Here is a 22,373-nt window from a genome sequence, read left to right as displayed (position 1 = left end):
CCTTAACTGAAAGGTCACAAGATGAACCAGGAACTGACAAACAACCCGTTCAACCCTGTCGCACCGGCGCAGACGTTTGACGAAATCAAGGTCAGCCTTGCCAGCCCAGAGCGTATCCTGAGCTGGTCCTATGGCGAGATCAAGAAGCCCGAAACGATCAACTACCGCACATTCAAGCCCGAACGTGACGGTCTGTTCTGCGCGCGCATCTTTGGCCCGATCAAGGATTACGAATGCCTGTGCGGTAAATACAAACGCATGAAATATCGCGGCGTCGTCTGCGAGAAATGCGGTGTAGAAGTCACGCTGCAAAAGGTACGCCGCGAGCGTATGGGCCATATCGAGCTGGCGGCACCCTGTGCGCATATCTGGTTCCTGAAATCGCTGCCGTCGCGCATCGGTCTCATGCTGGACATGACGCTGCGCGATCTGGAACGGGTTTTGTATTTCGAGAACTACGTTGTGATCGAGCCGGGCCTCACGGACCTGACCTATGGCCAGATGCTCAGCGAAGAAGAGTTCATGGACGCGCAGGACGCCTACGGTCTGGACGCCTTCACCGCGAATATCGGTGCCGAAGCGATCCGCGACATGCTGGCGCAGATTGATCTGGAATCCGAAGCCGAAAACCTGCGCGCCGATCTGGCCGTGGCGACCGGCGAGCTCAAGCCGAAGAAGATCATCAAGCGCCTGAAAGTGGTCGAGAGCTTCCTTGAATCCGGCAACCGCCCGGAATGGATGGTTATGACTGTCATTCCGGTCATTCCACCAGAGCTGCGTCCGCTGGTGCCGCTCGACGGGGGGCGTTTCGCCACGTCGGACCTCAACGATCTCTATCGGCGGGTCATCAACCGCAACAACCGTCTGAAGCGGCTGATCGAGCTGCGCGCGCCCGATATCATCGTGCGCAACGAGAAGCGGATGTTGCAGGAATCGGTCGATGCGCTGTTCGACAACGGTCGTCGTGGTCGGGTTATCACCGGTGCCAACAAGCGTCCGCTGAAATCACTCAGCGACATGCTGAAAGGCAAGCAGGGCCGCTTCCGTCAGAACCTTTTGGGTAAACGCGTCGACTTCTCGGGTCGTTCGGTCATTGTGACTGGTCCCGAACTGAAGTTGCACCAGTGTGGTCTGCCCAAGAAGATGGCGCTGGAGCTGTTCAAACCGTTTATCTATTCGCGGCTTGAGGCCAAAGGTCTGTCGTCAACCGTCAAGCAAGCCAAGAAGCTGGTGGAAAAGGAACGTCCCGAAGTGTGGGATATCCTCGACGAGGTGATCCGCGAGCATCCCGTGATGCTGAACCGCGCGCCGACGTTGCACCGTCTGGGCATTCAGGCGTTCGAACCCACGCTGATCGAAGGTAAGGCAATCCAGCTTCACCCGCTGGTCTGCTCGGCGTTCAATGCTGACTTTGACGGCGACCAGATGGCGGTTCACGTTCCGCTGAGCCTTGAGGCGCAGTTGGAAGCCCGCGTGCTGATGATGTCCACGAACAACGTTCTGTCGCCCGCCAACGGCGCACCGATCATCGTGCCGTCGCAGGATATGATTCTGGGCCTGTATTATGCGTCGCTGCAACGCGATGGCATGAAGGGCGAAGGCATGTCGTTTTCGTCCATTGACGAGGTACAGCATGCGCTGGACGCGGGTGAGGTGCATCTGCACGCCAAGATCACCGCACGGGTTCCGCAGGTTGACGATGAGGGCAACGAAGTTGTCACGCGTTTTGAAACGACGCCGGGCCGTGTCCGTCTGGGTGCATTGCTGCCCCAGAACGCCAAGGCGCCTTTCACTCTGGTGAACCGCCTCTTGCGCAAGAAAGAGGTGCAACAGGTCATCGACACTGTCTATCGCTATTGCGGTCAGAAAGAGTCGGTCATCTTCTGTGACCAGATCATGACGATGGGCTTCCGCGAAGCGTTCAAGGCTGGCATTTCTTTCGGCAAGGACGACATGGTGATCCCGGATCTCAAGTGGGACATCGTTGGTGAGACACGCGAGCAGGTCAAAGGGTTCGAGCAGCAGTACATGGACGGCCTGATCACTCAGGGCGAAAAGTACAACAAAGTGGTTGATGCTTGGTCAAAATGTAACGATCAGGTCACCGACGCCATGATGGGCACGATCTCGGCATCCAAGCATGACGAGAACGGCACCGAACTGGAGCCGAACTCGGTCTACATGATGGCCCACTCCGGTGCGCGTGGTTCGGTTACGCAGATGAAACAGCTGGGCGGTATGCGCGGCCTGATGGCCAAGCCGAACGGCGACATCATCGAGACACCGATCATCTCGAACTTCAAGGAAGGTTTGACCGTTCTTGAGTACTTCAACTCGACCCACGGTGCGCGGAAAGGTCTGTCGGATACCGCTTTGAAAACGGCGAACTCCGGCTATCTGACCCGTCGTCTGGTAGACGTGGCGCAGGACTGCATCGTGCGTCAGCATGATTGTGGTACGGATCGCGCGATCACTGCCGAAAATGCTGTGAACGATGGTGAGGTTGTCTCGTCTTTGGGCGAACGTGTTCTGGGCCGTGTTGCGGCCGAGGATATCTTGCGGCCGGGCACCGATGAGGTCATCATCGCTGAGGGCACGCTGATTGACGAACGGATGGCAGATGCGGTGGAAGAGGCCGCTGTTGCGACGGCACGTATCCGCAGCCCGCTGACCTGCGAGGCCGAAGACGGTGTGTGCGCCATGTGCTACGGGCGTGACCTCGCTCGTGGTACAATGGTCAACACCGGCGAGGCGGTGGGTATCATCGCCGCGCAATCCATCGGTGAGCCCGGTACACAGCTGACGATGCGGACCTTCCACATCGGCGGCGTTGCACAGGGTGGTCAGCAGTCCTTCCTCGAAGCCAGCCAAGACGGCACGATCGAGTTCGACAACGCACAAACGCTGGAGAACTCTGCGGGCGAGACGCTGGTGATGGGGCGGAACATGAAGCTGAAAATCATGTCCGGCAGCGGTCAGGAACTGGCCAGCCACAAGCTGGGCTATGGCACCAAGCTGCATGTCGCAGAAGGCGGCACCGTCGCGCGTGGTGATAAGCTGTTTGAATGGGACCCCTACACGTTGCCCATCATCGCGGAGAAATCCGGTACGGCGAAGTTCGTCGACCTCGTGACCGGTGTTGCCGTGCGCGACGAAACGGACGATGCCACCGGCATGACCCAGAAAATCGTGATGGACTGGCGCGCGGCCCCCAAGGGCAACGAGCTGAAGCCAGAGATCTTTGTCGTCGGTGACGATGGAGAGCCTATGCGTAACGATGCGGGCAACCCTGTGACCTATCCGATGTCCGTGGATGCGATCCTCAGCATTGAAGAAGGTGATAAGATCCACGCCGGTGACGTTGTGGCCCGTATCCCGCGTGAGGGCGCGAAAACCAAGGACATCACCGGTGGTCTGCCGCGTGTGGCCGAACTCTTTGAGGCACGTCGCCCCAAGGACCACGCCATCATCGCGGAAATCGACGGTTACGTTCGTTATGGGCGCGACTACAAGAACAAGCGCCGCATTTCGATCGAGCCAGCAGACGATGCGTTGGAGACAGTCGAATACATGGTGCCGAAGGGCAAGCACATCCCGGTGCAGGAAGGCGACTTCGTGCAGAAGGGTGACTATATCATGGACGGCAACCCGGCGCCGCATGACATCCTTGCCATCATGGGTGTCGAGGCGCTGGCAGACTACATGATCGACGAAGTGCAGGACGTTTACCGCCTGCAAGGTGTGAAGATCAACGACAAGCACATCGAAGTCATCGTGCGTCAGATGCTCCAGAAATGGGAAATCCAGGACAGCGGCGAAACCACGCTGCTGAAGGGCGAGCATGTGGACAAGGCCGAATTCGACGCGGCCAACCAGAAGGCGATGGACAAGGGTGTGCGGCCTGCACAAGGCGAGCCGATCCTTCTTGGGATCACCAAGGCATCGTTGCAGACCCGGTCGTTTATCTCGGCGGCGTCGTTCCAAGAGACAACCCGCGTTCTGACCGAAGCATCGGTTCAGGGCAAACGCGACAAGCTGGTCGGTCTCAAGGAAAACGTCATCGTGGGTCGCCTGATTCCGGCGGGTACCGGTGGTGCCACGCAGGACATGCGCAAGATCGCAACGAGCCGCGACAACGTCGTGATCGAAGCGCGCCGCGAAGAGGCCGAAGCCGCTGCAGCCCTTGCTGCACCGACAGAGGCCGACGTGGTGGGTGCCGATCCGTTCGACACGCTGGTGGAAACACCCGAGAGCCGCGACGAATAATCGCCGCTACATTAGTTTTGCGAAAATTAGGGGCCCTGCGGAAACGCGGGGCCTTTGTTCATTTCTGCCTTTTGATCGTGATGCCGGGGCATTGACAGACCACATCCTTTCGCTCATCGCTGGCGGAGCAAAAAAATGATTGTACGCCCGGCCCTTGACCGGCGTCATACCACGGCGCGGCATTGGGATTTCCATGACGGTTGAGACAATTCCAGCACGCAAACAGGATTTGCTCGGCTGTATCTGGATGGTTGCTGCGATGGCGATTTTTGCCATTGAGGACGCATTTATCAAGGCGGCGGCGGTGACATTGCCCATTGGCCAGATCCTGATCCTGTTTGGAATAGGTGGAATGATCGCGTTTGCGGGTCTGGCCGGGCTCAGCAGAGAGTCGCTTTTCGTAAGGGACGTCATCTCGCGGCCGATGCGGGTTCGGGCGGTGTTCGAGATCACCGGGCGTTTGTCATACGTGCTTGCTATCGCGCTGACGCCGCTCTCGGCGGCGACTGTCATCCTTCAGGCGACCCCGCTTGTCGTCGTGGCGGGGGCGGCAGTGGTTTTTGGCGAAAAGGTCGGATGGCGACGCTGGACTGCGATCCTGATCGGGCTTGTCGGGGTTGTCGTCATCCTTCAGCCGGGCACGGACAGTTTCTCGGCCCTGTCAATCTTTGCGATTATCGGAATGTTGGGGTTTGCCGGTCGCGATCTGGCAAGCCGGGCAGCGCCTGCGAGCTTGAGCACCATGGTGCTCGGTTTCTACGGGTTTCTGGCGGTGGTTGTTGCGGGCGCACTGTATTCGGTGTGGGACCGGACGGCATTCGTGTGGATGGATGCCCTGTCTGCATCCTATATGCTGGGCGCGGTTCTAGCTGGCGTTACGGCCTATTCGTTTCTGATGAATGCGATGCGCACCGGGGCGGTGTCAGCTGTCACCCCATTCAGATACACGCGCCTGTTGTTCGGGATCGGTCTGGGCGTTTTCTGGTTCGGTGAAGAGCTGAGTGTCACGATCTTGGCCGGATCAGGATTGATCGTATTGTCGGGGCTGTTCATTCTCTGGCGTGGCAAGCAGGTCGGGCAAGCAAAGTGAAAGATCCGCGATGCCGGATGAGGTGAACAGCTGCGGCGGGCGTGATTGCTGTTCTTCTCTCTTGCCCCCGCGTCACCCCCATGTCTAATGCCCGGATGAAACGATCCGACAATTTGACCGGCGCATTGCTGATGATGGGCTCCATCGCGGGGTTCACGATCAACGATACGTTTCTGAAGCTGCTGGCGGGGAATGTACCGATGTTTCAGGTCCTGTTCCTGCGCGGCGCACTGACGACAGGGGCGGTCGCGGTGATCGCCTGGCGGATGGGGGCATTCGGTGGCAGCGTCCCGCGTCGCGACTGGGGCATAATGGCGATCCGAACGCTGGCGGAAGTGTCCGCAACCTATTGCTTTCTCACAGCACTCTTTCACATGCCCTTGGCGAATATCACCGCTATCATGCAGGCCTTACCGCTCAGTTTGGCTCTGGTCGCGGCGCTTGTGTTTCGCGAACCCTTGGGCTGGCGGCGGTTAACCGCGATTGCTGTGGGGTTTTGTGGCGTGATGTTGATCGTGCGGCCGGGATCGGAGGGATTTAACACATATGCTCTTTACGGACTGGCGGCGGTCGGCTGCGTGACGGTCCGCGATCTCAGTACCCGCAGATTGAGCCGTGGCGTACCGTCGATGTTGGTGACTTTCGTAACCTCTGCGTCGGTGATGACAGTTTTCGGGATGGCGGGGCTAGGGCGGGAGTGGGTGCCGATGACAGGGTCCGAGATCGGGCTGATCACGGGGGCCGCTGCATTCGCGATCGGGGGCTATGTCTCTTCCATAATGGCGATGCGGATCGGTGAAATCACCTATACCGCACAATTCCGGTACACCTCTCTTTTGTGGGCGCTGTTGTTGGGCTGGTTCATCTTCGGTGACTGGCCCACGTCGTTGACGCTGCTGGGCGCGGGGATCGTGGTGGCGAGCGGGGTCTTTACCCTTTACCGCGAAGCAAAGCTGGGTTTGCGAAAATCCGGCAGATCTCTGCTTCCTCGACGTTAAAGCGGTCGCGAAACAACTGGCGTCCGGCATCATCAAGTGGCTTTAGCGGGCCAGTCTTGAACTTTGCGGCGCTGTCGTTGTCGTCGTGTTTGGCGCGGATGTACATTGGCGGGCGCGGATGGATGACCGCAGGCATGGAGTGGTGCAGCTTGTGATGGCCGTAGTTCATCACCGTGCGCGTGTCGCCCGCCGGAAAGGTCACGCCCAACCCACAGGCCCAGAATTGCGTGATGACCGGCTCGGCGGTGATCCCCTCCGCCGACAAACGCGCTGAATAGCCAGAGTTGAATTCAATCACCATACGAGGCTCGCGGCGGCGCAGGCGGCTGCTGCGCCGCGCGATACTGCGGCATTGGGCAACAAAGTCGACGCCCATCGCATCGTCGTCATCCAGCCGGAACTGGATCGTGTCCTCTTCGTTGGCGCCCAGCTCATGCTGGATCGCCAACTGCATGGCAAGCCGGTGTTTCTGCGGTGGACGCTGCACGATCTTGATCTGCGGAACTGTCGCGCAAAGGTCGTATAATCGTGTCAGGTACGGCTCTGGCATCCGTTCACCGATCACGATGAGAAAGGTGAATTCGCGATCCGTCTGGGCACCGATCGACGGCAGTACCAGCGCCTCGAAATGGGCGAAACGAAGCTCCATCCTGTCGGAGGCGTAGAGATAGGCCTCGCGTTCCTCGATGGTGTCATGCATGCGCTTGAAGCCGCCAAGGGCAGGGTAGGAAAAACGACAAACACCTATCACACGCATTTCTGGCAATCCTTAACTTTTACCCATGATGCGCCGGACATGGTCTGCATCAATGTTGAAAATCTTGCGAAACCGCGCCTCGCCCGTGGCGTCCACCAAAGGCAGGGGGACGTGCGCAGTGCCCCCCTTCTGGCGGGAATCGTTGAACTCGTTGTGGCCGCGAATGAACATATCCTCGTCGGGCAGGGTGGCGACAGGCATGAGGCGGTTCAGCTTGGCATGGCTGAAATTCATAATCCCGCGCGAGGCCCGTGGTGCCACAACCATCCCCAAGGCCGGGGTCCACAGTGTTTCGGTTGTCGATCTGGCCCGGATCCCCTCGGGCGTGATCCGGGCGATGAACCCTCGGTTGAAGTCCAGCCCGACATATCGGCTTTTTGCTATCAACGCCTCTTGTGTGGCCGCGGCATGTCGTAGTCGTTCGACAAAGTTGCACGCGACGGCATCATCGTCATCCATGCGAAACTGAAGGCTTGGCAGACCGGTATTGTCGCGCGCGGAATTGATGACCTCGCGCATCACGTCTCGGTGGCGGCCCGGCGCGCGGGGTATCACCACTGTCTGGGGCATGTCCTCAACCAGATCCAGAAGACGCGTCAACAACGGTTCGGGCATGGCAGTGCCCACCACAATCAGCAGCACAAAATTGGGATCAGTTTGAGCGCGCAAAGGGGGCAGGGTTAACGCCTCGAACGTGGCAAAGCGTTCTTCCATTCGCGCCGCGTCGTAAAGAAACGCGGCACGTGCCTCTGGCGAGTCGTGTTCGACCTGAAAACCGCCGAGCGCTGGATAGGAGAACCGGCAAAGACCGATCACCTGCATCCTCGATACGTCCATGCTGCGCCCGTTTCCCACCGTAAAACCTGTGTTTTACCATGCCAGCCAGATATGGCACAGACAAGACTACGGCAGGGCCGGGGCGGGGCAATGCGCGCGGGTGTGGGGCTGTTGACAACCAAAGCGACTCCGCCTATACGCGCCTCATCCGGCCCAAGGGGTTTCCCTGTCAGCCGAAATCAAAACTGAAGTGGTCAAGATCCGGGCACCTTGTTACGCCCCGATCCTCTGTAAACCAGCCGCGTCGTTCACCTCGGAATGGGAACGATTGCGGTCATTGCGCTTTTGCGGACGCGTGAAGCGCGGAATTGAGATTAACCCGCATGGGATACCCCATGCAGACACATGTGTTGAGAGACGGGGATAGAACCGGAATGCCAACGATCCAGCAGCTGATCCGCAAACCGCGGCAGCCAAAAGTACGAACTCAGAAGTCGCAGCACCTTCAGGGCTGCCCACAGAAGCGCGGCGTATGCACGCGCGTCTACACAACCACCCCTAAGAAGCCGAACTCGGCCATGCGGAAAGTCGCCAAGGTGCGTCTGACCAATGGCTTTGAGGTCATCAGCTATATTCCGGGTGAGAGCCACAACCTGCAGGAACACTCTGTTGTTCTGATCCGCGGCGGCCGTGTCAAAGACCTTCCGGGTGTGCGTTACCACATCCTGCGCGGTGTTCTGGATACCCAAGGCGTCAAGGACCGTAAGCAGCGTCGTTCGAAATACGGTGCCAAGCGCCCCAAATAATTTGACGGTGCCGGGCAATCGCCCGGCCTACCCACACTCGTAGGCCGGGCGATTGCCCGGTACCCCCGACAAAGGAACTCGATATGTCCCGCCGCCACGCCGCTGAAAAACGCGAAGTTCTGCCCGACGCCAAATATGGCGACCGGGTTCTAACCAAATTCATGAACAACCTGATGATCGACGGCAAGAAGTCCGCCGCCGAGAAAATCGTCTATAACGCGCTGGGTCGCGTTGAGGACAAGATCAAGCGCGCCCCTGTGGAAGTGTTCCACGAGGCACTTGAAAACATCAAGCCCGCGCTCGAAGTGCGTTCGCGCCGGGTGGGTGGTGCCACGTATCAGGTTCCTGTCGAGGTTCGCCCCGAGCGCCGTGAGGCGCTGGCAATCCGCTGGCTGATCAACGCCAGCCGTTCGCGCAACGAAAACACGATGGAAGAACGCCTGGCCGGTGAGCTGCTGGATGCAGTGAACAGCCGTGGCTCTGCCGTGAAAAAGCGCGAAGACACACACAAGATGGCCGAAGCCAACAAAGCCTTCAGCCATTACCGCTGGTAAATTTGATTATCTGAGGAAGCAGCCCCATGGCACGCGACTATCCGCTACAACGTTACCGCAACTTCGGTATCATGGCCCACATCGATGCAGGCAAAACGACCTGCTCGGAACGGATTCTGTTCTACACTGGCAAATCCCACAACATCGGTGAGGTGCACGATGGTGCGGCCACGATGGACTGGATGGAGCAGGAGCAGGAACGCGGGATCACCATCACCTCGGCTGCGACTACGACTTTCTGGCAGCGCCAGGAAGAACCGACCGCTGACGGCACATCCGACACCAAGTACCGGATGAACATCATCGACACCCCCGGCCACGTTGACTTCACCATCGAAGTCGAGCGGAGCCTCGCCGTGCTCGACGGTGCCGTTGCCGTTCTGGATGCCAACGCTGGCGTTGAGCCGCAGACCGAAACAGTTTGGCGTCAGGCCGACCGTTACAAGGTTCCGCGCATCGTATTCGTCAACAAGATGGACAAGATCGGCGCAGATTTCTTTAACTGCGTAAAGATGATCAAGGACCGCACCGGTGCGATCCCGTGCCCGATCCAGATCCCCATCGGGGCCGAGAACGAGCTGGAAGGCATGGTTGACCTGATCACCATGCAGGAATGGGTCTGGGAAGGCGAAGACCTCGGCGCGAGCTGGGTCAAGAAACCGATCCGTGACAGCCTCAAGGATCTGGCCGACGAATGGCGCGCCAACATGATCGAAGTCGCCGTCGAAATGGACGACACTGCGATGGAAGCATACCTCGAAGGCGAAGAGCCCGACGAGGAAACGCTGCGCAAGCTGATCCGCAAGGGTACGCTGGCGATTGCGTTCATTCCGGTCCTGTGTGGTTCGGCATTCAAGAACAAAGGTGTGCAGCCGCTTTTGAACGCCGTCATCGACTTCCTGCCCAGCCCGCTGGACGTGGTCGATTACATGGGCTTCAGCCCAGACGACGAGACCGAAGAGCGTAACATCGCCCGCCGCGCGGATGATGACATGCCGTTCTCGGGGCTGGCCTTCAAGATCATGAACGACCCGTTTGTTGGATCGCTGACGTTTACCCGCATCTACTCGGGTAAGCTCAAGAAGGGTGACACTGTCATCAACTCGACCAAGGGCAAGAAAGAGCGCATCGGTCGTATGATGATGATGCACTCGATCCAGCGTGAAGAGATCGAAGAAGCATTTGCCGGTGACATTATCGCTCTGGCGGGTCTGAAGGACACCACAACCGGCGACACGCTTTGCGATGTCAAAGAACAAGTGGTTCTGGAAACCATGACCTTCCCCGATCCGGTGATCGAGATCGCTGTCGAGCCCAAGACGAAGGGCGACCAAGAGAAAATGTCGACCGGCCTTGCGCGTCTGGCGGCAGAAGATCCGTCGTTCCGCGTCGAAACCGATCAGGAATCTGGTCAAACGATCATGAAGGGCATGGGCGAGCTTCACCTCGACATCCTCGTTGATCGTCTGCGCCGCGAATTCAAGGTCGACGCCAACATCGGTGCGCCTCAGGTGGCCTACCGTGAAACCATCGGTCACGAAGTCGAGCACACCTACACCCATAAGAAACAGTCGGGTGGTTCGGGTCAGTTCGCCGAAGTGAAGCTGATCATTTCGCCGACAGAGCCGGGCGAAGGGTATTCCTTCGAAAGCCGTATCGTCGGTGGCTCGGTGCCCAAGGAATACATTCCCGGCGTCGAGAAAGGGATTGCAAGCGTTACCGACAGTGGTCCGCTGGCGGGCTTCCCGGTCATCGACTTCAAGGTGGCCTTGATTGACGGCAAGTTCCACGACGTGGACAGCTCGGTGATGGCGTTCGAAATCGCGGCTCGGATGGGCATGCGCGAAGGTCTGCGCAAGGCCGGCGCGAAGCTGCTGGAACCGATTATGAAAGTCGAAGTGATTACCCCGGAAGAGTATACCGGCGGCATCATCGGCGATCTGACGTCGCGTCGCGGTCAGGTTTCGGGACAGGAGCCGCGCGGCAACGCCATCGCGATCAACTGTAACGTGCCGCTGGCCAACATGTTCGGCTACATCAACACGCTGCGTTCCATGTCTTCGGGTCGCGCCCAGTTCACAATGCAATTCTCGCATTACGATCCGGTGCCGAGCAATATCTCCGAAGAGATCCAAGCGAAATACGCCTAACCGGGTGGCGGGGATGATCCCCGCCCTACCCACCACCGTAGGGTGGGGTTTCACCCCACCGCCCAGACAGAAAAAAGAGGAGCCACGATCATGGCAAAGGAAAAGTTTGACCGCAGCAAGCCGCACGTAAACATCGGCACGATCGGTCACGTTGACCACGGCAAGACGACGCTGACGGCGGCGATCACGAAGTATTTCGGTGACTTCAAGGCGTATGACCAGATTGATGGCGCGCCGGAAGAGAAAGCGCGCGGGATCACGATCTCGACGGCGCATGTTGAGTATGAAACCGACACGCGCCACTACGCGCATGTCGACTGCCCCGGCCACGCCGACTATGTGAAGAACATGATCACCGGTGCGGCGCAGATGGACGGCGCGATTCTGGTTGTAAACGCGGCTGATGGTCCTATGCCACAGACCCGCGAGCACATCCTTCTGGGCCGCCAGGTGGGCATCCCCTACATGGTCGTCTACATGAACAAGGTCGATCAGGTTGACGACGAAGAGCTGCTGGAACTGGTCGAGATGGAAATCCGCGAGCTGCTGAGCAGCTACGAGTATCCTGGCGACGACATTCCGATCATCCCCGGCTCGGCGCTGGCCGCGATGAACGGCGACACGCCTGAGATCGGCGAAGAGTCGATCAAGAAGCTGATGGCGGCTGTGGACGAATACATCCCGACGCCTGCACGTGCGGTTGACCAGCCGTTCCTGATGCCGGTCGAGGACGTGTTCTCGATCTCGGGTCGTGGCACGGTTGTGACCGGTCGTATCGAGCGCGGCGTTGTGAACGTTGGCGACGAACTGGAAATCGTGGGCATCCGCGACACCAAGAAAACCACCTGCACGGGCGTTGAAATGTTCCGCAAGCTGCTGGATCGTGGTGAGGCGGGCGACAACGTTGGCGTTCTGCTGCGTGGTATCGACCGTGAGGGCGTCGAGCGTGGTCAGGTTCTGTGCAAGCCCAAGTCGGTGAACCCGCACACCAAGTTCGAAGCCGAGGCGTATATCCTGACCAAGGATGAGGGTGGCCGTCACACGCCGTTCTTCGCGAACTATCGCCCGCAGTTCTACTTCCGTACGACGGACGTGACCGGCACCGTGAACCTGCCCGAGGGCACGGAAATGGTTATGCCCGGCGACAACCTGAAGTTCGAAGTTGAACTGATCGCACCGATCGCGATGGAAGAAGGCCTGCGCTTCGCCATCCGCGAAGGCGGCCGCACCGTCGGCGCCGGCGTCGTCTCCAAAATCCTCGAGTGATCGGGATATCTGTGCGGTAGGTGATTGCAACTTTCGCCAAGACCGCATAGGCGAACCAGACAAAGCGGGGTTCCGGGTTATGCCCGGAGCCTCCCTCCGTTAAAGCCGGGGGAAGTTCGACGAGGGGGCCGGGTGGTCCGGCGCTCCTCCTATCAACACCCAAAGCCGCGAAAGGCTAAGACAATGCAAAGTCAGAACATTCGCATCCGGCTGAAGGCCTTCGATTACCGCGTACTGGATGCCAGCACGCAGGAAATCGTCAACACCGCGAAGCGCACCGGCGCTGATGTGCGTGGCCCGATCCCGCTGCCGAACAAGATCGAGAAATTCACCGTTCTGCGTGGTCCTCACGTGAACAAGAAATCCCGCGATCAATGGGAAATCCGCACGCACAAGCGCCTGCTGGATATCGTTGATCCCACACCACAGACCGTGGACGCGCTGATGAAGCTCGACCTGGCCGCCGGTGTGGACGTGCAGATTTCGGTATAAGGAGGGCATAATCACATGTTGCGCTCTGGTATTATCGCAAAGAAAGTCGGCATGACCCGGCTATTCATGGAAGACGGCAAGCAGATCCCTGTGACCGTTCTTCAACTGGACAAACTGCAGGTCGTCGCACAGCGCACGGCGGACAGCCATGGGTATTCAGCCGTTCAGCTGGGTGCCGGTTCGGCCAAGGCCAAACGGACCTCCAAAGCAATGCGCGGCCACTTTGCCGCTGCCAAGGTTGAGCCCAAGCGCAAGATCGCGGAATTCCGCGTCGCGCCCGAGGCGATGATCGCGGTTGGCGAAGAGATCACTGCGAACCATTACTTTGAAGGTCAGTTCGTCGATGTTTGTGGCACCTCGATCGGTAAAGGTTTTGCCGGTGCGATGAAGCGTCACAACTTCAAAGGTCTGGAAATGACCCACGGTGTTTCGATTTCGCACCGTTCGCACGGCTCCACCGGTCAGTGTCAAGACCCCGGCAAGGTGTTCAAAGGCAAGAAGATGGCCGGTCACATGGGCGCGGCCCGGATCACCACACAGAATCTGCAAGTGGTGCGCACGGACGCCGATCGCGGCCTGATCATGGTCAAGGGCGCTGTTCCCGGTTCCAAAGGTGGCTGGGTCACGGTCAAGGATGCGGTCAAGAAGCCGTTCCCCGACAGTGCAATTCTGCCCGCGGCGCTCAAGTCCGACGCAGAAGCCGCTGCCAAGGCCGCTGAAGAAGCTGCTGCCGCAGCCGCCGCAGAGGCCGAAGCCGAAGCCAAGCGTTTGGCCGAAGAGCAAGCCGCACAGGAAGCAGCTGAGCTGAAATCGGCTGAGGCCGACATCGAAGCCGAGAAGAAGGAAGGCGAGGAATGAAACTCGACGTGATCAAACTGGACGGCAGCAAGGCCGGCTCGGTCGATCTGGGCGAAGACATCTTCGACCTAGAGCCGCGCGCGGACATCCTGCACCGCGTCGTCCGCTGGCAGCGTAACAAGGCGCAAGCCGGCACGCACAAGGTCAAGACCCGGTCCGAGGTCAGCTATTCGACCAAGAAGATCTATCGCCAAAAAGGCACCGGTGGCGCACGTCACGGCGCGCGTTCGGCTCCGATCTTTCGCGGTGGTGGCATCTATAAAGGTCCCGTCGTGCGTAGCCACGGCCATGACCTGCCCAAAAAGGTCCGCATGCTGGGTCTGAAGCTGGCCCTGTCGGCGAAAGCCAAAGCAGGCGAGCTGATCGTGATCGAAAGCGCTGCGTCCGACGGTAAAACCGGTGCTCTGGCCAAACAGGTCAAGGAACTGGGCTGGAAACGCGCGCTGATCATCGACGGTGCCGAAGTGAACGAAGATTTCGCCAAGGCGGCCCGCAACATCGAAGGTCTGGATATCCTGCCGACGATGGGCGCAAACGTTTATGACATCCTCAAGCGCGACACACTCGTGCTGACCAAGGCGGGTGTCGAAGCACTGGAGGCTCGACTGAAATGAGCGCAAAAGCAGAACACTACGACGTGATCCGCAAGCCGATCATCACTGAGAAAGCCACCATGTCGTCCGAGAACGGCGCGGTTGTTTTCGAAGTGGCGATGGCCAGCAACAAGCCGCAGATCAAGGACGCCGTCGAGGCGCTCTTTGGTGTCAAGGTGAAGGCCGTGAACACGACCATCACCAAAGGCAAGGTCAAACGTTTCCGCGGCCGTCCCGGCAAGCGCGCGAACGTCAAGAAGGCCTATGTTACGCTGGAAGAAGGCAACACGATCGACGTGAGCACCGGTCTTTGATTGGTGCGGCGGGCTGAAGCCCGCCCTACGAGGATAGGAAACCCCGGCTGCGAGAGTAGTCGGGGTTTTTTGTTTTGGTGGGTTAGAATTGGCTCTAAAACACACTCTGCAGCGCTGCCTGTAAGTGCGGGGAGGAGTTTGGCAGGCATATAGTACCTCCCAACCACTGTTACAGGGCCAGCCCCCGGTCAGGCGCTCGCCCGGCTTGTGCTCTGGGGTTGGCGAGGGAGGGCGTTCGCCCTTGTTTTCTTCGGCAAGTGCTTGACCCTGCCGCCCATCCCCCCTAAACGACCCTATCTGCGTGGCCTCGGATTCGTCCGGGGCTTCGTTTTCGTTCGTGAGAACGTATTCGTCGAGGACCTTCGGGGCCTTATACCCATGCCGGGCTGAAGCCCGGCCTACATAGCGGCCTCACGTGGGTCGCGTTTGCTAAACGGAAGACAGAAAGCATGGCACTCAAGTCGTATAAGCCAACGACGCCGGGCCAGCGCGGGCTGGTGCTGATCGACCGTTCGGAGCTGTTCAAGGGACGCCCTGTCAAAGCCCTCACCGAGGGTCTGACAAAATCGGGTGGTCGGAACAATACCGGACGTATCACATCACGTCGTCGCGGTGGTGGGGCAAAACGCCTCTACCGGATCGTTGATTTCAAACGGAACAAGTTCGATGTATCGGCTACGGTCGAGCGGATCGAATATGACCCCAACCGGACTGCATTCATCGCCCTCGTAAAATATGAGGATGGCGAGCAGGCCTATATTCTGGCACCACAGCGTCTGGCGATTGGCGATCAGATCATTGCCGGTGACAAGGTCGACATCAAGCCCGGCAACTGTATGCCCTTCTCGGGGATGCCGATCGGTACGATCATCCACAATATCGAGCTGAAGCCCGGCAAGGGTGGTCAGATTGCCCGCGCGGCAGGCACCTACGCCCAGTTTGTGGGCCGCGATGGTGGCTATGCGCAGGTACGTCTGAGCAGCGGAGAATTGCGTCTGGTCCGCCAGGAATGCAAAGCGACGGTTGGCGCGGTCTCGAACCCGGACAACTCGAACCAGAACTACGGTAAGGCCGGGCGCATGCGCCACAAGGGCGTTCGTCCCTCGGTCCGTGGTGTGGTGATGAACCCGGTGGATCACCCTCATGGTGGTGGTGAAGGCCGGACATCGGGTGGTCGTCACCCTGTCAGCCCGTGGGGGCAGCCTACCAAAGGCTACCGCACCCGTAACAAGAACAAGGCGTCCAGCAAGCTGATCCTGCGCTCGCGTCACGCCAAGAAAAAGGGCCGGTAATCATGTCGCGTTCTGTATGGAAGGGCCCCTTCGTCGATGCCTATGTGCTTAAGAAAGCCGAAGCATCGCGCGAGTCGGGTCGCAATGAAGTCATCAAAATCTGGTCGCGCCGTTCGACGATCCTGCCCCAGTTCGTGGGCTTGACGTTTGGCGTGTACAACGGCCGGAAGCATATCCCTGTCAACGTCAGCGAAGACATGATTGGTCAGAAGTTCGGTGAGTATTCACCGACACGAACCTATCACGGTCATGCCGCCGACAAAAAAGCGAAGCGGAAGTAAGTCATGGGCAAGGAAAAAAACCCCCGCCGCGTGGCCGATAACGAAGCAATGGCAAAACTGCGCATGCTTCGCACGTCCCCGCAAAAGCTGAACCTGCTGGCCGCGCTGATCCGTGGCAAGAAGGTTGATAAAGCACTGAATGATCTGGCGTTTTCCAAGAAGCGGATCGCCGAAGATGTGCGCAAGTGCCTGCAATCGGCTATCGCCAACGCTGAAAACAACCATAACCTGGATGTTGACGAGCTGGTGGTCGCAGAGGCCTATGTCGGCAAAAACCTCGTCATGAAGCGCGGTCGCCCGCGTGCCCGTGGCCGGTTTGGCGCGTTGCGCAAGCCGTTTTCGGAACTGACGATCAAGGTACGTCAAGTTGAGGAGCAAGCCTGATGGGAAATAAAGTCAATCCAATTGGCATGCGCCTTCAGGTCAACCGCACCTGGGACAGCCGCTGGTATGCGGATACCAAGGACTATGGTAACCTGCTGCTTGAAGACATCGCCATGCGCGAATTCATCAAGACCGAGTGCAAACAAGCCGGCATCAGCCGTGTGATCATCGAACGTCCGCACAAGAAGTGCCGCGTAACGATTCACACCGCACGTCCCGGCGTGATCATTGGCAAGAAAGGCGCGGACATTGAGACCCTGCGCCGCAAGCTGGCCAGCATGACCGCGTCCGAGCTGCACCTCAACGTCGTCGAAGTGCGCAAGCCTGAACTGGACGCAGCACTGGTGGGTGAGAGCATCGCCCAGCAGCTGGAGCGCCGCGTCAGCTTCCGTCGTGCGATGAAACGTGCCGTGCAGAACGCCATGCGTATGGGTGCCCTGGGTATCCGGGTTAACGTTGCGGGCCGCCTTGGCGGCGCCGAGATCGCCCGGACCGAGTGGTATCGCGAGGGTCGAGTGCCACTGCATACTCTGCGTGCGGACATCGATTACGCGCATGTCGAAGCAACGACAGCTTACGGCATCATCGGTATCAAGGTCTGGATCTTCAAAGGTGAGATCATGGAGCATGATCCCGCTGCGCGTGACCGCAAGGCTCAGGAACTTCAGGATGGTCCGGCACCTCGTGGTGCTGGTGGCCGTCGCTAAGGGGGAATGACAGATGCTACAACCAAAGCGCACCAAATTCCGCAAGCAGTTCAAGGGTCGGATCAAGGGGCTTGCCAAAGGCGGCTCTGACCTGAACTTTGGCTCTTTCGGGCTGAAGGCTGTTGAGCCGGAGCGTGTGACAGCGCGTCAGATCGAGGCAGCCCGCCGCGCGATGACCCGCCACATGAAACGTCAGGGCCGTGTCTGGATCCGGATTTTCCCGGACGTACCGGTTACCTCTAAACCTACCGAAGTTCGGATGGGTAAAGGTAAAGGTTCCGTCGATTTCTGGGCCTGCAAGGTCAAGCCCGGTCGGGTGATGTTCGAACTGGACGGCGTGTCCGAGGCAGTGGCTGTCGAGGCTCTGCGCCTTGCGGCGATGAAACTGCCGATCAAGACACGCGTCGTTCAGCGCGAGGATTGGTAAACGTCATTCGCTTTGCGAATGACGGGTGCGGGTAAGCGATTGACATCGTCAATTGCGACCGCACCCCGCTAGAGAAAATGACCCCCGTCGAGAAATCGGCGGGGGTTTTTTCGTTTTGCACGCTTCCTGTAACCAACTTTTCGAATCATCCTTCAGCTAAGGAGGATCCGGGAATGGAAATCATTGGCCTGATAAGAGATGCGAAACTCGATATTTGGTTTATGTCGGGAAGTGGATTGGGAGCGGTTCTGTTAAATGCTGTTTCGATCATTTTCATTTTGACCCTGTTTAGAACCAAATCGGTGACGAACAGCATATCTCGATTATTCATCGCGTGGCTTCGGCATAATGCGGATAAGTAAGATACTACGTGTCTGCGCCGTTCTGGGTTTTGCGCAATGTGCCTTTGGCAACGCCAAAGGCAGCGCCCGAACCGCCCCCACGGGGCGGGCGCTTGCGCCCACCCCTCGGTTCGGGCGCGGCTTAAGCTCTACCAGAGCATTGCAAGGCGAGCCTCATCCCCAGCCGTAGTTAAAGCTCACCGAAATCCGATCATCCTCGGACATATTCATCGGCACTTCATGCCGCAGCCACGACTCCCATAGCAGCACGTCGCCGACATCAGGCTTCACATAGACAAACTGGCGCAACTCTTCCGGGGCACCCTTTACCCGTGTGGGGGCGGCCATCATCCGGGATGAGCGGGGGTCTTCCAGCTTCAGCGCCGAGGTGCCTTCGGGCATCGCGACATAGGTGGTGCCGGAAATTACCGAATGGGGGTGGATATGGGACGCATGCGTGCCACCCTCGGGCAGGATGTTGATCCAGATATCCTGAAGCGTGAGCGGCTTATCCTCCAGATCAAAGGCTAGATGCGCCGCGAAGGCAGCGACATGGGCATCAAGTGAGGCCACAACGTCGGCAAAGATTGGAAACCGCCACGGCAGATCGGTCAGCGACGCGTAGGACGTGTAGCCGGAATAGCCGTTCTTCTCGCACCAGCCTTGGCCTGCCTCGTCGTCCTCGGCGATGGACCAGCAGGAGGTGGCCAGTTCGGATATCTCCACACCATCGCCAAATTCAGACAGCGGGGCGCGGTATAACGGGGTGACGAAGAGGGGTTTGATCTGTGCCATGCTGGCGTGATAGCGCAGGTCACGCCCAAGTGCGAGAGGCCAATGTGCAGTAATCTGCCAACAGGGGTTGCGTTATAGCGACTGGGGCGGTATTGGGCACGCTCATCATGGACTCCACTGGAATCAGGGTGACCCGACGCGCTACCGCATAGGGGCCTGCCAGTGATGTTGAAAGGATATCGGCGATGGACGCCAACGAACTACGTGACAAGACTCCTGACCAGCTGCGTGAAGAGCTGGCCAATCTGAAAAAAGAGCAATTCAACCTGCGCTTTCAGGCGGCTACCGGCCAACTGGAAAATTCAGCGCAGATGCGCGTGGCGCGCCGCAATGCGGCCCGCGTGCTGACCATCCTCAATGAAAAAGCTGCTGCCGCAGCTTCCGCGGAATAAGGAGCCGATAAGATGCCCAAACGTATTCTGACCGGCACCGTGACCAGCGACGCCAACGCCCAGACAGTAACCGTCTCGGTCGAGCGCCGCTTCAAGCACCCCGTTCTGCAAAAAACCATTCGTAAGTCCAAGAAATACCGGGCGCACGATGAGAAAGACGCCTGCAAAGTAGGTGATCAGGTCCGCATTATCGAATGCGCGCCTAAATCCAAGACGAAACGCTGGGAGGTGCTGGAGGCGTAAGCCACAGGCACTTTTCGGTTTAATCGAAACCCTGGGGAGAAGGCCAATCAGAGCCCCCCATAGGTCGGGAGAAACCATATGATCCAGATGCAGACCAATCTGGATGTTGCTGACAACAGCGGCGCTCGCCGTGTTCAGTGCATCAAGGTCCTGGGTGGTTCCAAGCGCAGATATGCGTCCGTCGGCGACATCATTGTCGTGTCGGTCAAGGAAGCCATCCCGCGTGGTCGCGTAAAGAAAGGTGACGTCCGCAAGGCCGTCGTCGTGCGCACCGCCAAAGAAATCCGTCGTGAAGACGGCACCGCGATCCGTTTTGACCGCAACGCCGCCGTGATCCTGAACAACGCAGGTGAGCCGGTCGGTACGCGTATCTTCGGCCCGGTTGTGCGCGAACTGCGCGCCAAGAACTTCATGAAAATCATTTCGCTCGCCCCGGAGGTGCTGTGATATGGCTGCCAAACTGAAAAAAGGCGACAAGGTCGTCGTGCTGGCGGGCAAGGACAAGGGCAAAGAAGGCACGATTGCCTCCGTTGACCCCAAAGCCGGCAAAGCCATCGTTGACGGTGTGAACATGGCCATCCGCCACACCCGTCAAAGCCAGACGGCCCAAGGTGGTCGCCTGCCCAAGGCGTTGCCCATCGAGCTGAGCAACTTGGCCTATCTCGACAAGAACGGCAAACCCACCCGCGTCGGCTTCAAGGTCGAAGACGGCAAGAAGGTGCGCGTCGCCAAGACCACGGGGGACGTGATTGATGCTTGATACTGCTACTTATACCCCGCGTCTCCGGACGATGTTCCGCGAGACAATCAAACCGGCGCTGAAAGAAGAGTTCGGCTACAAAAACGACATGCAGATCCCGCGTCTGGACAAGATTGTCCTGAACATTGGCTGCGGTGCCGAGGCCGTTCGTGACAGCAAGAAAGCCAAGTCGGCGCAGGAAGACCTGAGTACGATCGCTGGCCAGCACGCTGTTGTCACCAAGGCCAAGAACTCGATCGCCGGGTTCCGTGTCCGTGAGGATATGCCGATGGGTGCCAAAGTGACCCTGCGCGGCGACCGCATGTACGATTTCCTTGACCGCCTGATCACCGTGGCAATGCCGCGGATCCGCGACTTCCGTGGTGTTTCTGGCAAATCCTTTGATGGCCGCGGCAACTATGCCTTTGGCATCAAGGAACACATCATCTTCCCCGAGATCAATTTTGACAAGGTGGATGAGATGTGGGGCATGGACATCATCATCGCCACCACGGCGCAAACCGACGCTGAAGCAAAGGCGCTGTTGAAGCATTTCAACATGCCTTTCAACAGCTGAGCGGGAGAGAGACTAATGGCTAAAAAAGCAATGATCGAGCGTGAGAAGAAGCGCCAGAAGCTGGTCGATAAATTCGCCGCGAAGCGCGCCGCGCTCAAGGCAATCATCAGCGACGAAAGCAAGCCGATGGAAGAGCGTTTCCGCGCAACCCTGAAGCTGGCTGAACTGCCGCGCAACAGCTCTGCCACACGGCTGCATAACCGCTGCCAGCTGACAGGTCGTCCGCACGCATACTATCGCAAACTCAAAGTATCGCGGATCGCGCTGCGGGAACTGGGCCAGAACGGCCAGGCCCCAGGCCTCGTGAAATCCAGCTGGTAAGGGAGATTTGATATGAATGATCCTATCGGCGATATGCTGACCCGCATCCGCAACAGCCAGATGCGCGGTAAGTCCACGGTAATGACCCCGGCCTCGAAGATGCGTACGCGCGTTCTCGATGTTCTGGCCGACGAAGGGTATATCCGCGGCTATGAGGCCATGACTGGTGACGACGGCCATCCGGCAATCGAAATCAGCCTGAAATACTTTGACGGCGCCCCCGTCATTCGCGAAATGAAGCGGGTGTCAAAGCCCGGTCGTCGCGTCTATCTGGGCGTCCATGACATTCCTTCGGTCCGTCAGGGCCTGGGCGTGTCGATTGTCTCCACCTCCAAGGGTGTGATGTCGGACGCAAGCGCGCGTAGCCACAATGTCGGTGGCGAAGTGCTCTGCACCGTATTCTAAAGGAGAGATCGAAATGTCTCGAATTGGTAAACAGCCCGTAGCCCTGCCTGATGGTGTCACCGCGACGCTCAGCGGTCAGACGCTTGAGGTCAAGGGCCCCAAGGCCACCAAATCCTTTACCGCCACGGATGACGTGACGCTGACCATCGAAGATGGCCAGATCACCGTGACCCCACGCGGCAAGTCCAAGCGTGCCCGCCAGCAATGGGGGATGACCCGTACGGTCGTCGCCAATCTGGTGCACGGCAGCAAGGACACGTTCAAGAAAGAGCTGGAAATCCGTGGCGTTGGTTACCGGGCACAGATGCAGGGCAATGTCCTGAAGCTGAACCTCGGCCTGTCGCATGACGTGGATTTCGTGGTTCCGGAAGGTGTGACTGTCACCGCGCCCAAACAGACCGAACTGGTCGTTGAAGGCACGGACAAGCAGCTCGTCGGTCAGGTCGCGGCCAATATCCGCGACTGGCGTCCGCCAGAGCCCTACAAGGGCAAAGGCATTCGCTACAAAGACGAGTATATCTTCCAGAAGGAAGGCAAGAAGAAGTAAG

The 22,373-nt window shown here is 58.7% G+C and carries 27 protein-coding genes; 24 read left to right on the top strand and 3 right to left on the bottom strand.

Going from position 1 to position 22,373, the window contains the following annotated elements; genetic code table 11:
- Nucleotides 1-21 precede the first annotated feature (21 nt).
- The 3 genes from rpoC to N7U68_RS07285 all read left to right on the top strand — a co-directional run bounded on the left by rpoC (nucleotide 22) and on the right by N7U68_RS07285 (nucleotide 6,354).
- Nucleotides 22-4,266, top strand: a complete 4,245-nt coding sequence (gene rpoC / locus N7U68_RS07295) for a DNA-directed RNA polymerase subunit beta' (protein ID WP_165196865.1) — start codon at nucleotides 22-24, stop codon at nucleotides 4,264-4,266.
- A 193-nt stretch (nucleotides 4,267-4,459) separates the two neighbouring features.
- Nucleotides 4,460-5,356 (top strand): DMT family transporter, encoded by an 897-nt coding sequence (locus N7U68_RS07290; RefSeq protein ID WP_263048699.1) that lies wholly within the window; start codon nucleotides 4,460-4,462, stop codon nucleotides 5,354-5,356.
- Between the two features lie 95 nt (nucleotides 5,357-5,451).
- Complete coding sequence (locus N7U68_RS07285; protein ID WP_165196869.1) at nucleotides 5,452-6,354, top strand: DMT family transporter; 903 nt, start codon at nucleotides 5,452-5,454, stop codon at nucleotides 6,352-6,354.
- On the opposite strand, the gene N7U68_RS07280 is transcribed toward N7U68_RS07285, so the two are convergent.
- Nucleotides 6,287-7,111, bottom strand: coding sequence for a glycosyltransferase (locus N7U68_RS07280; RefSeq protein WP_165196871.1), 825 nt, complete (start codon nucleotides 7,109-7,111; stop codon nucleotides 6,287-6,289). The two genes, N7U68_RS07285 and N7U68_RS07280, sit on opposite strands and share 68 nt — an antisense overlap.
- A 12-nt stretch (nucleotides 7,112-7,123) precedes the next feature.
- Nucleotides 7,124-7,948, bottom strand: a complete 825-nt coding sequence (locus N7U68_RS07275; RefSeq protein ID WP_241188126.1) for a putative rhamnosyl transferase — start codon at nucleotides 7,946-7,948, stop codon at nucleotides 7,124-7,126.
- Between the two features lie 374 nt (nucleotides 7,949-8,322).
- Between N7U68_RS07275 and rpsL the strand changes: the two genes are divergently transcribed.
- The 13 genes from rpsL to rplP all read left to right on the top strand — a co-directional run bounded on the left by rpsL (nucleotide 8,323) and on the right by rplP (nucleotide 18,012).
- Nucleotides 8,323-8,694, top strand: coding sequence for a 30S ribosomal protein S12 (gene rpsL, locus N7U68_RS07270; RefSeq protein ID WP_085800764.1), 372 nt, complete (start codon nucleotides 8,323-8,325; stop codon nucleotides 8,692-8,694).
- Between the two features lie 83 nt (nucleotides 8,695-8,777).
- Nucleotides 8,778-9,248 carry a 30S ribosomal protein S7 gene (rpsG, locus tag N7U68_RS07265; protein WP_165196873.1) on the top strand — a complete coding sequence of 157 codons (471 nt, stop codon included), beginning with the start codon at nucleotides 8,778-8,780 and terminating at the stop codon, nucleotides 9,246-9,248.
- A 26-nt stretch (nucleotides 9,249-9,274) separates the two neighbouring features.
- A complete protein-coding gene (fusA, locus tag N7U68_RS07260; protein ID WP_165196875.1) occupies nucleotides 9,275-11,398 on the top strand; it encodes an elongation factor G in 2,124 nt (707 codons plus the stop codon).
- Between the two features lie 90 nt (nucleotides 11,399-11,488).
- Nucleotides 11,489-12,664, top strand: a complete 1,176-nt coding sequence (tuf, locus tag N7U68_RS07255) for an elongation factor Tu (RefSeq protein ID WP_165196847.1) — start codon at nucleotides 11,489-11,491, stop codon at nucleotides 12,662-12,664.
- Nucleotides 12,665-12,847: 183 nt separating this feature from the next.
- On the top strand, nucleotides 12,848-13,156 hold the full coding sequence (rpsJ, locus tag N7U68_RS07250) for a 30S ribosomal protein S10 (RefSeq protein ID WP_076532278.1): 309 nt from the start codon (nucleotides 12,848-12,850) through the stop codon (nucleotides 13,154-13,156).
- A 15-nt stretch (nucleotides 13,157-13,171) separates the two neighbouring features.
- Complete coding sequence (rplC, locus tag N7U68_RS07245) at nucleotides 13,172-14,014, top strand: 50S ribosomal protein L3 (RefSeq protein WP_165196877.1); 843 nt, start codon at nucleotides 13,172-13,174, stop codon at nucleotides 14,012-14,014.
- Nucleotides 14,011-14,628 carry a 50S ribosomal protein L4 gene (gene rplD / locus N7U68_RS07240; RefSeq protein WP_165196879.1) on the top strand — a complete coding sequence of 206 codons (618 nt, stop codon included), beginning with the start codon at nucleotides 14,011-14,013 and terminating at the stop codon, nucleotides 14,626-14,628. The genes rplC and rplD overlap by 4 nt, the downstream gene beginning before the upstream one ends.
- A complete protein-coding gene (locus N7U68_RS07235; RefSeq protein ID WP_165196881.1) occupies nucleotides 14,625-14,921 on the top strand; it encodes a 50S ribosomal protein L23 in 297 nt (98 codons plus the stop codon). The genes rplD and N7U68_RS07235 overlap by 4 nt, the downstream gene beginning before the upstream one ends.
- Nucleotides 14,922-15,370: 449 nt before the next feature.
- Entirely contained in the window at nucleotides 15,371-16,213 is an 843-nt protein-coding gene (rplB, locus tag N7U68_RS07230) for a 50S ribosomal protein L2 (RefSeq protein ID WP_165196885.1), read from the top strand.
- A 2-nt stretch (nucleotides 16,214-16,215) separates the two neighbouring features.
- Complete coding sequence (gene rpsS / locus N7U68_RS07225) at nucleotides 16,216-16,494, top strand: 30S ribosomal protein S19 (protein ID WP_165196887.1); 279 nt, start codon at nucleotides 16,216-16,218, stop codon at nucleotides 16,492-16,494.
- Between the two features lie 3 nt (nucleotides 16,495-16,497).
- On the top strand, nucleotides 16,498-16,878 hold the full coding sequence (rplV, locus tag N7U68_RS07220) for a 50S ribosomal protein L22 (protein WP_165196890.1): 381 nt from the start codon (nucleotides 16,498-16,500) through the stop codon (nucleotides 16,876-16,878).
- A complete protein-coding gene (gene rpsC / locus N7U68_RS07215; RefSeq protein ID WP_165196892.1) occupies nucleotides 16,878-17,585 on the top strand; it encodes a 30S ribosomal protein S3 in 708 nt (235 codons plus the stop codon). The genes rplV and rpsC overlap by 1 nt, the downstream gene beginning before the upstream one ends.
- A gap of 13 nt (nucleotides 17,586-17,598) precedes the next feature.
- Nucleotides 17,599-18,012, top strand: coding sequence for a 50S ribosomal protein L16 (gene rplP / locus N7U68_RS07210; RefSeq protein WP_165196894.1), 414 nt, complete (start codon nucleotides 17,599-17,601; stop codon nucleotides 18,010-18,012).
- Nucleotides 18,013-18,527: 515 nt separating this feature from the next.
- On the opposite strand, the gene N7U68_RS07205 is transcribed toward rplP, so the two are convergent.
- Entirely contained in the window at nucleotides 18,528-19,148 is a 621-nt protein-coding gene (locus N7U68_RS07205; RefSeq protein WP_263048698.1) for a TIGR02466 family protein, read from the bottom strand.
- 185 nt (nucleotides 19,149-19,333) lie between these two features.
- Between N7U68_RS07205 and rpmC the strand changes: the two genes are divergently transcribed.
- The 8 genes from rpmC to rplF all read left to right on the top strand — a co-directional run bounded on the left by rpmC (nucleotide 19,334) and on the right by rplF (nucleotide 22,372).
- Entirely contained in the window at nucleotides 19,334-19,540 is a 207-nt protein-coding gene (gene rpmC / locus N7U68_RS07200) for a 50S ribosomal protein L29 (protein WP_165196898.1), read from the top strand.
- A gap of 12 nt (nucleotides 19,541-19,552) precedes the next feature.
- Nucleotides 19,553-19,783: a 30S ribosomal protein S17 gene (gene rpsQ, locus N7U68_RS07195; protein WP_165196900.1), complete on the top strand. Its 231-nt coding sequence runs from the start codon at nucleotides 19,553-19,555 to the stop codon at nucleotides 19,781-19,783.
- Nucleotides 19,784-19,861: 78 nt separating this feature from the next.
- A complete protein-coding gene (gene rplN / locus N7U68_RS07190; RefSeq protein WP_165196902.1) occupies nucleotides 19,862-20,230 on the top strand; it encodes a 50S ribosomal protein L14 in 369 nt (122 codons plus the stop codon).
- A 1-nt stretch (nucleotide 20,231) separates the two neighbouring features.
- Nucleotides 20,232-20,543, top strand: a complete 312-nt coding sequence (rplX, locus tag N7U68_RS07185; protein WP_165196905.1) for a 50S ribosomal protein L24 — start codon at nucleotides 20,232-20,234, stop codon at nucleotides 20,541-20,543.
- On the top strand, nucleotides 20,536-21,099 hold the full coding sequence (gene rplE, locus N7U68_RS07180) for a 50S ribosomal protein L5 (protein WP_165196907.1): 564 nt from the start codon (nucleotides 20,536-20,538) through the stop codon (nucleotides 21,097-21,099). The genes rplX and rplE overlap by 8 nt, the downstream gene beginning before the upstream one ends.
- Nucleotides 21,100-21,114: 15 nt before the next feature.
- Nucleotides 21,115-21,420, top strand: a complete 306-nt coding sequence (gene rpsN / locus N7U68_RS07175; protein WP_165196909.1) for a 30S ribosomal protein S14 — start codon at nucleotides 21,115-21,117, stop codon at nucleotides 21,418-21,420.
- Nucleotides 21,421-21,432: 12 nt separating this feature from the next.
- Nucleotides 21,433-21,825 (top strand): 30S ribosomal protein S8, encoded by a 393-nt coding sequence (gene rpsH, locus N7U68_RS07170; RefSeq protein ID WP_165196911.1) that lies wholly within the window; start codon nucleotides 21,433-21,435, stop codon nucleotides 21,823-21,825.
- A 13-nt stretch (nucleotides 21,826-21,838) separates the two neighbouring features.
- Complete coding sequence (gene rplF, locus N7U68_RS07165; protein WP_165196913.1) at nucleotides 21,839-22,372, top strand: 50S ribosomal protein L6; 534 nt, start codon at nucleotides 21,839-21,841, stop codon at nucleotides 22,370-22,372.
- The last annotated feature ends 1 nt before the right edge of the window (nucleotide 22,373 follow it).

It is taken from the genome of Roseovarius pelagicus, assembly GCF_025639885.1.
GTDB classification, from domain to species: Bacteria; Pseudomonadota; Alphaproteobacteria; order Rhodobacterales; family Rhodobacteraceae; genus Roseovarius; species Roseovarius pelagicus.
This window is presented reverse-complemented; position numbering and strand designations above follow the sequence as displayed.